The organism is Streptacidiphilus sp. MAP12-16, assembly GCF_041262165.1.
In the GTDB taxonomy this organism is placed as follows: domain Bacteria; phylum Actinomycetota; class Actinomycetes; order Streptomycetales; family Streptomycetaceae; genus Streptacidiphilus.
Genome location: NZ_JBGCBY010000062.1, coordinates 1 through 12,765 on the forward strand (window position 1 = coordinate 1; position 12,765 = coordinate 12,765).

A 12,765-nucleotide genomic window follows, 5' to 3' on the forward strand; every position below is an offset into this window, starting at 1 on the left:
TGAGGACGGACGCACCGCCGGCCCGCACGATCCGACCACCACCCAGCTCCAGCCCGGCCACCAGGGCAAACCCTTTTTCAGGGGCAAGTAGCTAGCCGCTGTACAGCAGTGAAACCACAACGGTGGCGATCGTGGCGGACCGCAGCCGACCGCCGTAGGCCAGGTGACCTGGACGGGAGACCTCAAGGACCGCGATGCCGGTAGTTCGCATGGAGGGGCCGGGTCCGCACCAGATCCGCACCAGAAACAGCGGTGAGCCACGGTAAGTCCCAGGCGCTCATCAGAGGTTGGACGAGATCGGGCAGCCCCATTCCAGCAGGTCAAGAGCTATGCGAGCCGGCCACCTGCTGTGATTCCCAAGCTCAGAGCGCGAGTTCGATTCTCGTCACCCGCTCCATGGAAAACCCCCAGGCCAGAGGCTTGGGGGTTGTTTGTTGTCCAGACCAATCAGGGGCCCGCGTGCCCGATGCGTGCCCGATCAGACCGGGACGGGCACCCCAGCGGCCCCGCCGTCCTCCTCGTCGCCCTTCTCACGGGCCGCCCGAGCAAGAGCTTCCAGGGCTTCGGCGATCACCCGGTCACGGTCGCTGGAGGCGTGCTGGTAGATCAGCGCCGCCCGCGGAGTTGAGTGCCCCATTCGGGCCATCAGTTCACGCAGGCTCGTGCCTGTCGTCGAGGCCAAGGTGTTTCCAGTGTGGCGAAGATCATGGACCCTGACATTCTTCAACTCTGCTTTGGCGAGAGCCTTTCGCCACGGTCGGGAGAACGTCGGTCGAGCGAGCGCAGCGCCCTTTGCACCGACGAACACGAGACCATCCGGGTCCTGCTGTGCATAGAGCCGGAGATGAAGGCGCAGCTCCTGGACGACCGACTCAGGCAGGTGAACGGTGCGGACACCAGCCTTGGATTTGGGAGCGCCAGTGATGCGCGTGTAGTCACGCAACACGGTCACCGACTCGCGGACATGCAGTCGGGCAAGGCCGAGGTCCAGGTGACTCCGGCGAAGAGCCGCCAGCTCGCCCCAGCGCAGGCCGGCGAAGACAGCCAGCAGCACCAAGAGGCGGAAGCGCGGTTCGATGGCGTCGGCGAGTCGGTACACCTCTTCCACGGTGAGGACTGGCCGTTCTGGCGCGTGCTCGACAGCGGCACCCTTGATCCGGCAGGGATTCCGGCGGACCGCACCGTCGTCCACGGCCGTACTCATGATCGCCCGGAATAGGCGGTAGCCCTTCGCCACCGTCGATTCACCGACCCCAGCATCAAGGCGCGCCTTCCGCCAGCGACGCACGGCGGGCTCGTTGATTTCCTTCGTGGCAACCGGCCGAAGGTCGGTGCCAGGTGCAACCGGAAGAGGCTGTTGTAGAGCTGCAGCGTGGACGGCCGCAGGTTCGGTCGCTCATCGATCCAGGCTCGTCCGAAGGTCTCGAACGTGACGTTCCCCGCATCGGGGTCGACCCACTCGCCCTGGCCGATCTCGGTCTGCTTCTGAGCGAGCCAGTCATCGGCGTCACGCTTGGTCCGGAAGGTCTCCGGGGCCGGGCGGTCGATACCGTCCGGGCCCAGGTAGCGCGCCTGGTACCGCATCGAGGGGAGCTTGCGGACACGGCCGAATGGACGCTTCTTTGCCATCAGGCTGCCCTCCTGAGCACCTTGCGGGGCCGGAGCGGCTGCACCGTGTTGATCTCGATGAAGGCGGCCAATGCCGGCTCCCGGATACGGACATGCCGCCCCACGTGGACGAAGGTGATGCGCCGCTCCGCGATGAGCCGCCGCACGAAGCGGACTCCCGTGTTCAGCCGGTCCGCCGCCTCATCCACGGTCAGCAGCGCGGTTGCTGACTTCCCGTTCATGCCGCCCTCCCCTCAGACTCCGTGTCGTTGACGCCTTCCGCTCGTGCGCGTGCTTCGTCCATCGCTTGCCGCCACCGCACTCGTTCGGCGACCGCTCGCAGGAGCCGGTAGGACAGCGGTGAGACGTCGGGGTCGCCGTAGCGCACGGGTTCCCACAGGTACCGGGAGGGGTCGGGAGTTCCGCCGTCCACGCCCAGGACGCCCAGCACCCAGGCACGGCGCTCAGCCCGGTGATCGGCCAGGGTCTTGCCGGACCATTTGCGCGAGACCAGGACGCGACGCCCGCCGTAGCCGAGGTGTTCGCGCTTGTGTGCCTTGGCCCGGCAGGCACCGGCCCGGAGCCCTGGACGGGCGTTCTTCGGCTGCACTCCGTACAGCAGCCAGTTCGCGCAGGTTGGCGAGCACGGCTCGGAGCGCAGCACAGCGGCGAGGCGGTCGACGTGTTCCCGCTCGGTGTCGCTGTCCGGGGTGTGGCACTCGGCGACACCCTTGGTGAGGTACTTGGTCAGGTAGCGGACGCACCGTGCCGCCTGCGGGGAGCCGACGAGGACGCCCTGCGCGTCCAACTGCGTTCCGAAGCGCCCGACGTGGAGCGGTTCGGCGTCGGGGTCGTCGTCGAGCTGGTCGAGCGCCTCGTCCCAGGTGTCCAGGGGCTCCCCGGTCGTCGGGTCGATGTAGGTCCCGTGCTCGGTCGACCAGACCGGGCCCGAGTCCGCCGAGTAGACCGGTTCCCCGCACGGTGGCCACCACACCTGGTGATAGGTCGCCGCCACGGCCTGCCGCAGCTCGGACCGCGAGATCGTGCCGCGAAGCGCGAGATGCAGATGGGGCGCGAGGCGCCGCTGCGGCTCGACCACGGCGAAGTACTGGACGTCGTAGCCGACGAAGCGCCGCAGGTTCTGGATGAACCGGTCGACCAGCTTCGAGAAGTGCAGAGCGTCCCGAGCTGCGCTCCGATAGTCGTACTTCGCCGGATTGACCGGCGTCCCATCCTGCCTCACCCGCCCGTACGAGGGGAGGGTGAGGGTCAGGAAGAGCGAGGGACGGAAACTCTTGCCATCGGGCGTGATGTACGCCTTGCCGAGAGTGCGTGACTCGACCGGGCGTCGCGGAAGGTCCGGCGCATCCTGCCTGCGGCGAGTCGAGCGGACCCGTCGGGCGGGAGTCCCGGGGTCGAGAGTGCCGCGGACGCCGCTGTCGGCGAGTTGCTCGTCCACTTCGGCGAGCACCCCGGCAAGTTCGTCGGCGTCGGCACCGTTGGCGTCGGCCTGCTCCTTGGTCAGGTCGGCACGCACCTCGGCGAGGAAGCGCTGTTCATCGGTGGCCGGGTCGGGTTCGAGGATGGGCTCTTCGGTGAGGTGCCAGCCCTCTCGGCACTGGGCAGCGCGCAGACGGCGCTTCCGCTCGGCGCAGGAGGGGCAAAGACTGGCCCGTGTGGCGCCGCAGGGGACGTCGATGACCTCGGTCTCACCGGTGATGATGTCGGTGCGGCGGACGGCTACGGGCCGGATGCACACGCCATGTTCCTCGGCCGTTGCGCGCAGGACATCACGGGCGAACGGCATCCGAGCGCGCTCAGCGCGGGTGGTGGCGGTCACTCGTCCTCCCCGTAGCAAAAGCCGTAGAGAGCGCCCATCAGCCGGACGAGGTCCCGGCCGGAGGTGATCTGCGGGTACCCGGCCGCCTCGATCCGCCTCGCGACGTCGAAGATCAAGCCGAGGCTGAAGCGCGCGTCCTCCCCTGTCGCCGGTTGCGCGACGGGGTATGGGCCGAGGGCTTCAGGGGCTGTGCTGGTCATGGCGACAACTCCCGTTCAGGGGTGGATGGCGGCGAAGATCGAGGCGATCCAGGCCAGGACGTTGTGGATGAGCGAGGCGGCCCCAGTACCGGCGAGCAGGAAGCCGAAGGTTCCGCAGAGCAGCAGGTCCGGGACGCGGATGATCCGGTAGCGGACGAGGAGGGTGATGATCAGCCCGAGGACCAGGACGAGGGAGCCAGTGATGATCACGGGTTGGGTGCTCCTTCCGGTGGGGTCGGATGCGGTACGGCGTATAGGGGGCTAGACACCGTATAGACGGAGTCATCAGGGCAGTACTCGGCGACGAGTGCGGTGATCTCGGAATCGGGCACATATGCCGCGCGGACACGAACGGGATCAGGGCTGGAGTCGCTGCGGACATAGCCGACTCCCGCGCCGGTACGCGGGTCGGACGAGATCAGGTCGGCAAGCGCACCCCGAGCACGAGCCCCAGCGCCGAGGACCATGTCCACCTGGCCCGCCTCGTCCAGCCGGAGGGCGACGCGGTCGGGGAACAGATTGCGGATGTTCATGACCTCCTTGCGCGGGTCCTGCAGCGCCCCGAGGACGCAGAAGCCGACGGAACGCCCTTGGCTGGTGAGTGTTGCTATGGCCGCCTCGGCTCGGCGCCGCAAGTCCCGATCCGGTTGGTAGGCCGTCAGGAAGGCGAGTTCGTCGACCACCACCAGGACGAAGGGGCAGCCGGGGGAGGGTGTGTGCGTCCGCAGTCGGCCGGCGAAGGCGTCGGCGCGCTTCTGCATCTCGGCCGCAGCCCTTTCGAGCAGGTCGACCATCCGCTCAGGCTCTGAGGCGTACTGGTTGAACAGCGCCCGGCCGAAGGACAGTTCCATGCGCTTGGGGTCGCAGGCCCAGATCTCCACCAGTCCGGCCGCCACAGCTGGAAGCAGCTTCCGGATGATTCCCCACACCACAGAGCCCTTCCCCGCCCCGGTGACTCCAGCAACCAGGACGTGAGTACCGTGGAGCCGCTGCCGCCAAGGTGCTCCGTCCTCACGGGTGCCGATCTCTACCGCCGCCCACTCCGGCTCGACTTGGCCCAGCGCTCCGGCCGGATCTCCACCTCCTGCCAGAGCCAGAGGGCGACCCGTGCTGCCAGTCGTAACAGCCTCAACAGCGCGACTAGCTGACGGAAGGCCCACCGCCGAAGCCGACCAGGCCGAGACAAGGACCTGCCGGACGCGGAGAACGAAGGCAATGCTGCGAAATCGCCTCCGGCCTGCCAGCGCCGCTCGCTTGGTGGCCCACCACTTCCCCAGCCTCTTCATCCGAGCGACTCGGACCAGAGCGGCGGCACGGGACTCTGAGGTGAAGGGTTCGGCGAGTGGGTCGGTGCGCCAGGCCCTCAGCAGTAGCGCACCGCGTCGGGGGCTGGTGATCTCCACCCGGTGGACGCGCCAGGCGTGCGCAATCGCCTCAGCGCGCGTCGCGACCAGTTCAGGGACTTGCCCAGGGAGGAGCCCTATCAGCACGTCCAGGCCGCCAGGATGGCGACGGATGCGCGCGATCCGAGGCTTCCCAATGCTGATGTCAAGCCGCTTCGGTGACAGGTGGTGTCATCTCGTAGCACCGTCGGTCACGGATCAGAGCCCACAGCACGTTGACGCGGCGGCGGGCGAGAGCGATGACGGCCTGTGTGTGTCGCTTGCCCTCTGCCCTCTTGCGGTCGTAGAAGGCACGGGAGTTGGGGTCGCATTGGACGCTGATGAGCGCGGAGGTGTAGAAGACGCGCTGCAGGCGTCGGTGGTATCGCTGTGGTCGGTGGAGGTTGCCGCTGACCTTGCCCGAGTCCCTCGGGGCCGGGGAGACGCCGGCGAACGCGGCGAGGCGGTCCGCGGTGGGGAAGGCGTCCAGGCTCCCGCCGACAGCGGCGAGGAACTCCGCGCCGAGCGTCGTCCCGATGCCGGGCATGGAGCTGATCACCTCGGCGAGTTCGTGCTCGCGAAACCGGCCCTCGATGAGCTTGTCGATCACGGCGATCTTCTCGTTGAGGGTCATCACCTCCTCGGCCAGGGTGTGGACCATCTTGGCGATGGCCTTCTCACCGGCGACCGCGGTGTGCTGCCGGTCGGCGGCCTCGACAGCCTTGGCTGCGAGGGCCTCGGCGCTGCGGACCTTGCGGTTGCGCAGCCACGTCGTCAGCCGCTTGGCGCCGGCGCGGCGGATCGCGGCCGGGGTCTGGTAGCCCGTGAGCAGTCGCAGCGGCCCGGCGTTGCCCAGATCCAGGGCCCGTTCCAGGGCGGGGAACATGCTGTTCAGCAGGGCCCGGAGCCGGTTGGTGACGCGGGTGCGGTCGGCGACGAGGTCCGCACGGTGCTCGGTCAGCAGCCGCAGCTCGATGACAGCCTCCTCGTCGAGGCGGACGGGCAGCAGGTCCTTTCGCATTCTGGCCTGGTCGGCTATCACGTGGGCGTCGCGGGCATCGGTCTTGCCCTGCCCGCGGTAGCTGTCGGTGGCGCGGTTGACCGCGACGCCGGGGATGTAGACGAGCTCCTGGCCGTGGTTGGCCAGAAGGTTGATCAGCAAACCGGGCTCACCGCCGGTCATGTCCATCGCCCAGGTCACCGCGCTGCCCTCGGCGAGGTCCAAGACCTCGGCGATCAGCTGGAGCAGTTCCGGCTCGTCACTGGCCACGCGCCGCGACAGCAGCGTGTGGCCCTCCGCGTCCATGACCAGGGTGTGGTGGTGGGTTTTGCCGCAGTCGGTCCCCGCCCATATCCGGCTCATCGCTCCCCATCAGGTCGTAAGTGCATTGCGTACCACGGACGACCTCGCCGGCATTGCTCTACACAGCGACTTTCTCGCACTTCCCAATCGGCGGCCGAGTCGTCGTGGGGAACCGGGCGGCCAAGCCTCCGGAGCCATGGTCGGCAGCCACTTGAAAGCCACACCCGGTTCCCCTGGGTGCCACAACCCTACGAATGGCTGGGGCGATCCCAGAAGGAAGGTAGAGCCACTTGTACTCGTACTCGGCATCGAAGCGGGGGAGTGGCGCTTGCTCCCAGAGGCCGAGCGCATGGCTCAACTCGGCCCAGCCCCGGCGGATGCGGGCCCGCAGCGCGTACGTGCGGTAGACCAGCCAGGACAGCGGCGCGGCCACGTACAGGACCAGGACCAGGACGCCGCCGACAGAGCCGAGGCGCGCGACGGCCCAGGCGTACCCCGACCAGGCAGCAAGCAGGATGAGCAGTCCGTTCCTCAACGGATGCGTGCTCAGAATCTTGGACATGATGTCCGTTCACCTCTTCTGTGTGATGAGTGATCTGGGAAGGTCCCCGGCGGGTCGGATTCCTTGCGCCGATGTCCGCCGGGGACGGGGTATGAAGCGGAGCGGGTCAGGCCGCTGTCTTCGCCGAGGCCCGAGCTCCGCCAGGGGCGCGAACCGCCGTTGCACGCAGCGAGTAGGCAACGCGGTTGCTGTTGTTCACGTACGCCGTCACGGTCAGACCGTCGAACTCAACCGGCCGGAACGGCAGTCCCGGGGCAGGCTCCGGCAGCACCGGCATCACCGGAGCCGCGACCTTGACCCGTGGGGACGTGTCCCTCGCTTCCGGATCGGGGTCGACCACCGCGACCACCCACAAGGGGTGACCAGTCGCCTTGTCCCGCGCCTGCACCTTGTTTCCGGCCTTGCTCGCGTCGAAGTCTGCGACCGGCTCGACCGACACTGCGAAGGCGCCAGCCGGGAACACGTCGTCGAACCGGACCGGAATCGCACCACGGATCGCCATCGGGAATCCTCTCCTTGTCTACCCCCCTAGACAGCCGAGACTGGCCGCCCCGGAGCTCTGTATAGGGGGGTAGACACGAAGGTACGCCCACATGCTGGACGTTGTCTAGGGGGATATACAACGGAGTTGACGTTTCATCACGAGAAATCGGCCACCGCGCGCGGCCTGTCCCATCTGAACTGCACACCCCGCCTCAGAGCTGAGTGGAGCTCGTTCCTAGGATGTGGCGCGCCGCCAGGGTGTGCGCCGGAAGAACGGGGGAGCAGCATGACAGCAGAGGGTGCGAATCAGCCGCGAAGAATGGGGCGTCTGCCTGTATGGCTGGCTTTGGCTGTGGCGTGCTTGGGGATCTTGATGATCGTTGCCGGAGGCGTCGCCCTCCACTCCAGCTTCCACACGTACAGCGTGAGCAGTGACGCCATGTCTCCGACCCTGGTGCACGGTGACTTGGTGGTGGGGGAGCGCGTCGACTCAGCCGCTCTGCGGCATGGTGACGTGGTCCTGACCGATCCCACCGGGTGGAATCTTCGGGGACCGGTCCTCAAACGCGTGATCGGTACCGGCGGTGATCGAATCGCCTGTTGCGCCTCGGGAAAGGTGACCATCAACGGGCAGTTGCTGGAGGAGCCTTACGCCCCTTCGGCGAACGGCGGGATGCCGGACTATGCGGTGACCGTTCCCGCAGGTCGGGTGTTTCTAGTTGGTGACAACCGTGCGGACTCCATCGACTCGCGGATGTTCCTGGACCAGGCCCAGGGCAGCCTCCCCGCATCCTCCGCTCAGATGCGCGTGGTGTGGGCGTCCAGGGGTGGCTTTGAAGCCGGCGCGTCCAAGTCTCTACTGGTCTATCTCACCGTGGCTGGCTTCGGCGTGATCTTCCTCGCTCTAGGGCTAATAGCCCTGCCTATCACCCTGGTCATCTCCGCTCGGCGGTCACGAGCAGCCAGGTCCGCACAGTGGCCAGCAGAGCTGTGACCGTGACGAGCGGCATCATCCTTTGAGGATCCGTGGATCCGAAGCCGTCCCGGTGCGGGGGAGCCACAAGGCCGCGTATCCGAAGGAGTAGGGCGGTTGCCGCCGGAGCTTCTTTCTCGGTGCAGATGCCGCGGAATGTGTCATGCCGCTGCTGAGCCGCAGGTCACCGATGCACACGTTTCCGTGGTTGAGCTCTGGAACCGCCAGCCCCTCACTTTGCAGCGCGTCCAAGACCTCGTCAGCCGACCAGCCGAAGACATCGATCCCGACGAACCCGACCGGCCAGGGTTCGACAGTCAACAGCGGCAATTTAACTACTGAGACGCAGTCGAGACCGCTCGCCCTACCGGCCGACAATGTGACCCCAACCCCCGGCAGGGTGAAGCCGACCGCCCATTCCGCCCCGCAGACGAACCTGCTCGACACCCCACCATGCGGCTCCAGAAGCTGACGGACGTCCTCCTTGGACATGCCGAAGGCCAAATCGGGCCAGGGGCGGGACAGCCGGACCCCGAAGCCCGGCACCAGGTCAATGGTCACGCCTTATGTTGCGGTCCAGCACCCGCCCGACGCACGCCATTTCTCGCACGGCACGGCCGCAAGGTGGAAGCTCTATGTTTTCGAGTTGGCTACTTCCGAGGCGGAGAGACATCGATTTCGTACGCCAACCGGTAGCGGTCCGCCGACATCACGATGTCCGCGGTCTCGACGGCCAGGCCGTCCGCCCAATGCGTGCGTTCGATCGTGAGCATGGTGCAGCCGACCGGCAAACCCAGCGCACGCGCTTCAGTCTGCAAAGCAGGTCTAGCAGAGACATCTTCAACCACCCGCGTCACCAGGATCCCGATCGCGGCCATACGCTCGACCACCCCGACCCCGCCGAGGGGGCCGTTCTCCGGGAGCACCACCGGTGTGCCGCCGACGACCGACATCGGCTCCCAACTGGTCGAGAGCTGCACGGGTATGTCATCAGCTCGGAAGAGGTACCGGGTCTGCATCAATGGGTCGCTCACAGCAACGCCGAGCCGGTTCGCGAGCCCTACGGTTGCGTGCGTGCGCTCTGAGTCGAACGACCAGGACGGTTCCGCACCCTGCTGCCGGACCTCTGCCGCATACGGACTGCCGACGGCTCCGTAGCGTCCACGCCCCATCCGCCTCGGAGTCGGGCGCTCCAGCACATAGGTTCCGGATCCAGGCCGCCCCTCGACGAGCCCTTCGGACGTGAGCACCCGCAGCGCCTGGCGAACCGGCTGTTCCGACACCCCGTATTCCCGCTGGAGGGCAGCGATGCTCGGCATCCGTGAGCCGGGTGCGCGCTCGCCAGACAGAATCTCGGCACGCAGGGCATCCGCGAGCCGCAGATACGCCGGGCGCGCCAACTCCGTCATACACCCACCAATCTCACGGATCCTCAGTTCAGCTTGACAAGCTTGGACCCTAGCTTTCAAGCTCGGATACGAGCCTGACACACAGTAATTGATCGAGAGCCGCTCGGCGACGAAGGAGCAGTTACTCATGCCATGGATTGCCCAGTTTCCGGGAGAGCCCGGCTCGGCCGGAGCCGCACGCCGCATGGTGCGTGACGCACTCGGGTGTGACCCCCGAACCGAGGAGGCCGAACTGATCGCCTCCGAGCTCGTGACCAACGCCTTGCTCCACAGCGCTTCCGGCCAGGGTGGAATCGTCTGGGTGATGGTCGCCTACAAGTCCGAGGCCATCCGCATCGAGGTCACCGACGAGGGGAAGCACGGCGAGCCACTTTCCGGACGCAACCCGGAGGAAGCTGAGGACTTCGGGCGCGGCCTGGCCATCGTCGACGCACTCGCGCAGGCGTGGGGTGCGCACGGTGAGATAGACGAGTGCCACACGGTCTGGGCCGAACTCGGTCCCGTGGGCGCAAAGCACGTGCGATGCCAGGAGCAGGATCAGTCAATCCGGGCTCACGGTGTATAGCCCCCTATACGTACAACTATTCGAATCGATGCAGTTGGAGCCGAGTCCGTGAACGAGCCACCAGCCACGACGGTCCGCCGCTGGCGCTTCCTGCTGCTGTCTATCCCCCTAGACTCATCCCTGATCGGTCCAGGACCAGGAGGAGCCATGGCGGGAGAAACCCAGCGGATCGCCGCCATCAAGGACCCCTTTGCGCTCCTACGTGCCGCGACGAACCGCCTGGCCGAGGCTCAGCAAGAGGTCACTGAGCTGTCCCGCCTGCGCCAACGCGTCATTGCCGAACTCCACGACCAAGGCATGTCGTACGCACAGATCGCGGCCGAAGCCGGACTTACCCGGGGGCGCATCCACCAGCTCAGGCAGTCCGCACCAGGCCCCGAGAGCGCATTCCTCGGCAACACCCGGCTCATCATCGCCACTCCGCTCAAGCAGGAGGCCCAAAACGCGCGCCCCGTGCTGGCCGCCGAGGACTTCGCCGCAGCACAGCGTCTCGGGGACCTGGCCCGCTCCTACAAGCTCGATCCCTCCTTCGAGCATGTGCCCATCGGCGGAGACATCGACCTCAACCGCGAAGACCTGATCGTCATCTGTGGCCCGCGTCTCTCTAGCCACGTCGCCGGAGTACTCGCGCAGGACCCGTCCATCCAGTTCGAGCGAGCTCCCGACGGCCCATGGACCCTGCGCGATCAGGAGACCGGCACCGCGTACCGCTCCGGGATGGACTCCACCCCAGCGACGAACTCGGACGTTGCCTACCTCGGCCGCCTGCCCAGACCGGACGGCCGCGGACTGGTGATGGTCCTCACCGGCATCCACCCGCAGGGCACCCTCGGCGTGATCCACCTCATCGTTCACGATCTCGCCGACCTCTACGAGAAGGTCGGTACCGGCCGCTTCTCCGTGCTGGTCAATGTCGACTACGACCCCGCCAGCAACGAGCCGATGAACGTCCGCCTCCTGTCCCCGTTCTACCGCCACGGGGCAAACTGATCAGGTGCGCATCGAGATCGCTACCGAACCCGCTCGTTCCGGCCGACCAAACGAAGACTTCATCGCTGCCAGCCCCAGCGCTGTCGTCCTTCTGGACGGCGCCGGCACGCCCGTCGGCTCGGACTCCGGCTGCACCCACGGCGTCCCTTGGTACGTCGCTCGCCTTGGCGTCCATCTCTTGGCCCAGGCCACCAATCACTCCGATCAGGCCCTGACTGACTGCCTCTCAGCTGCCATTGCCGAAACCGCCGAGCTGCACGTGGATACCTGCGACCTCAGCCACCCAGGCACCCCCTCAGCAACCGTCATCGCCGCACGGCTCACAGACAGCGCTCTCGAATACCTCGTCCTAGCCGACTCAACCTTGGTCATCGCCCCCGCCTCGGGCGCCGCTCCAGTCGCTATCACCGATGACCGCGAAGCCGCAGTCGGCGCTGCCCTGCGCGGCCCCATGGACGCCGAGGCATCCGGAACCCCCGAACACACAGCGGCACTCCGCGCCTACGTCGAGGCGATGCGTGCCCATCGCAACCAGCGCGGGGGATTCTGGGTCGCTGCAGCTGACCCCAGGGCCGCCGCCGAAGCCATCACTGGCAGCATCCCTCGTGCAGACATCAACGGCTTCGCGCTGCTGAGCGACGGCGCGTCGCGTCTGGTCGACCGCTTCCAACTCGCCGACTGGCGCCAGGCACTGCAGCTCATCCGCGACCAGGGCCCCGCCGCCCTCATCGACCATGTCCGCGACGCGGAGCACTCCGACCCGGAGGGCCGCCGATGGCCCCGGGGCAAGGTTCACGACGACACCGCCATCGCAGTTGTCACGCTGGAACAGCCACGTCCCGGTAACTGACCGCTCTCACTGCCGAATTCAGCTCTACTAGGTCAAGAGCGCGCGCCCTCCGCTCGCCGCCGCTCCGCCGGGCGGCTGACGCCGGGCGTGCGGGCTGGCGCCCGGTCCCGGCGCGACCGCCCGACGGAGCGGCCACACAGCTCACCAACACGCAACGGCAAATCCGAGTAGACCTGAAGCGGACTAGCGTGCATGGACGTGGGGCTCTGCCCCACACCCCGGCCCTCCTCGGAGGGGCACCGGCCCGGGCTACGCGTGCGGCATCGGGGGGAGTGACACGGTCGCGGGGCGGGTCCCTCCTCGACCGGCCCCCGGAGGCGTACCAGGAACCTCCAGGGGCCGCCAAGGCCAAGCGCGAGCGTCACGGACGTGAGCCTTGGCGGCCCCTGGAGAACCCTGGTCCGGCGAAGCCGCCCGATCGAGGAGGGACCCGCCCCGCTCAGCCTCTGCCCGAGGAGTCGTTACAGGGCGCGCGGTTCGTCCCGGAGATCCACGTGGTATCCCTCTAGCTACTTGCCCCTGAAAAAGGGTTTGCCCTGGTGGCCGGGCTGGAGCTGGGTGGTGGTCGGATCGTGCGGGCCGGCGGTGCGTCCGTCCTCA

16 protein-coding genes are annotated in these 12,765 nt (G+C 67.4%); 4 read left to right on the plus strand and 12 right to left on the minus strand.

The window, feature by feature from the left end; genetic code table 11:
* Positions 1-478: 478 nt before the first annotated feature.
* The 10 genes from ABIA33_RS37625 to ABIA33_RS37670 all read right to left on the minus strand — a co-directional run bounded on the left by ABIA33_RS37625 (position 479) and on the right by ABIA33_RS37670 (position 7,397).
* On the minus strand, positions 479-1,204 hold the full coding sequence (locus tag ABIA33_RS37625) for a tyrosine-type recombinase/integrase (RefSeq protein WP_370088653.1): 726 nt from the start codon (positions 1,202-1,204) through the stop codon (positions 479-481).
* The gene (locus ABIA33_RS37630) at positions 1,201-1,629 is read right to left on the minus strand and encodes a hypothetical protein (RefSeq protein ID WP_370088655.1); all 429 of its coding nucleotides are present in this window, start codon (positions 1,627-1,629) and stop codon (positions 1,201-1,203) included. The genes ABIA33_RS37625 and ABIA33_RS37630 overlap by 4 nt, the downstream gene beginning before the upstream one ends.
* A complete protein-coding gene (locus ABIA33_RS37635) occupies positions 1,629-1,850 on the minus strand; it encodes an excisionase family DNA-binding protein (RefSeq protein WP_370088657.1) in 222 nt (73 codons plus the stop codon). The genes ABIA33_RS37630 and ABIA33_RS37635 overlap by 1 nt, the downstream gene beginning before the upstream one ends.
* Entirely contained in the window at positions 1,847-3,448 is a 1,602-nt protein-coding gene (locus tag ABIA33_RS37640; RefSeq protein ID WP_370088659.1) for a replication initiator, read from the minus strand. The genes ABIA33_RS37635 and ABIA33_RS37640 overlap by 4 nt, the downstream gene beginning before the upstream one ends.
* Complete coding sequence (locus ABIA33_RS37645; RefSeq protein WP_370088661.1) at positions 3,445-3,648, minus strand: hypothetical protein; 204 nt, start codon at positions 3,646-3,648, stop codon at positions 3,445-3,447. Before ABIA33_RS37645 ends, ABIA33_RS37640 begins: the two co-directional genes overlap by 4 nt.
* Positions 3,649-3,663: 15 nt before the next feature.
* Positions 3,664-3,858, minus strand: coding sequence for a hypothetical protein (locus ABIA33_RS37650; RefSeq protein WP_370088663.1), 195 nt, complete (start codon positions 3,856-3,858; stop codon positions 3,664-3,666).
* Positions 3,855-4,934 (minus strand): FtsK/SpoIIIE domain-containing protein, encoded by a 1,080-nt coding sequence (locus ABIA33_RS37655; protein ID WP_370088665.1) that lies wholly within the window; start codon positions 4,932-4,934, stop codon positions 3,855-3,857. The genes ABIA33_RS37650 and ABIA33_RS37655 overlap by 4 nt, the downstream gene beginning before the upstream one ends.
* A 262-nt stretch (positions 4,935-5,196) precedes the next feature.
* Positions 5,197-6,393, minus strand: coding sequence for an IS110 family transposase (locus ABIA33_RS37660; protein WP_370088667.1), 1,197 nt, complete (start codon positions 6,391-6,393; stop codon positions 5,197-5,199).
* A gap of 58 nt (positions 6,394-6,451) precedes the next feature.
* A complete protein-coding gene (locus ABIA33_RS37665; protein WP_370088669.1) occupies positions 6,452-6,895 on the minus strand; it encodes a hypothetical protein in 444 nt (147 codons plus the stop codon).
* Between the two features lie 106 nt (positions 6,896-7,001).
* The gene (locus tag ABIA33_RS37670; protein WP_370088671.1) at positions 7,002-7,397 is read right to left on the minus strand and encodes a plasmid replication, integration and excision activator; all 396 of its coding nucleotides are present in this window, start codon (positions 7,395-7,397) and stop codon (positions 7,002-7,004) included.
* A 300-nt stretch (positions 7,398-7,697) separates the two neighbouring features.
* Between ABIA33_RS37670 and lepB the strand changes: the two genes are divergently transcribed.
* Positions 7,698-8,372 carry a signal peptidase I gene (lepB, locus tag ABIA33_RS37675; protein WP_370088684.1) on the plus strand — a complete coding sequence of 225 codons (675 nt, stop codon included), beginning with the start codon at positions 7,698-7,700 and terminating at the stop codon, positions 8,370-8,372.
* Positions 8,373-8,387: 15 nt separating this feature from the next.
* Here lepB and ABIA33_RS37680 read toward each other — a convergent pair whose 3' ends face one another.
* Both ABIA33_RS37680 and ABIA33_RS37685 read right to left on the minus strand, forming a co-directional pair.
* Complete coding sequence (locus tag ABIA33_RS37680; RefSeq protein WP_370088673.1) at positions 8,388-8,912, minus strand: hypothetical protein; 525 nt, start codon at positions 8,910-8,912, stop codon at positions 8,388-8,390.
* 89 nt (positions 8,913-9,001) lie between these two features.
* Entirely contained in the window at positions 9,002-9,760 is a 759-nt protein-coding gene (locus tag ABIA33_RS37685) for a GntR family transcriptional regulator (protein ID WP_370088675.1), read from the minus strand.
* An 88-nt stretch (positions 9,761-9,848) separates the two neighbouring features.
* Here ABIA33_RS37685 and ABIA33_RS37690 point away from each other — a divergent pair, with 88 nt between their 5' ends.
* The 3 genes from ABIA33_RS37690 to ABIA33_RS37700 all read left to right on the plus strand — a co-directional run bounded on the left by ABIA33_RS37690 (position 9,849) and on the right by ABIA33_RS37700 (position 12,165).
* The gene (locus ABIA33_RS37690; RefSeq protein WP_370088678.1) at positions 9,849-10,325 is read left to right on the plus strand and encodes an ATP-binding protein; all 477 of its coding nucleotides are present in this window, start codon (positions 9,849-9,851) and stop codon (positions 10,323-10,325) included.
* A 147-nt stretch (positions 10,326-10,472) separates the two neighbouring features.
* Positions 10,473-11,315 (plus strand): sigma-70 family RNA polymerase sigma factor, encoded by an 843-nt coding sequence (locus ABIA33_RS37695; protein WP_370088680.1) that lies wholly within the window; start codon positions 10,473-10,475, stop codon positions 11,313-11,315.
* Between the two features lie 4 nt (positions 11,316-11,319).
* A complete protein-coding gene (locus ABIA33_RS37700; RefSeq protein WP_370088682.1) occupies positions 11,320-12,165 on the plus strand; it encodes a protein phosphatase 2C domain-containing protein in 846 nt (281 codons plus the stop codon).
* Positions 12,166-12,765: the final 600 nt, after the last annotated feature.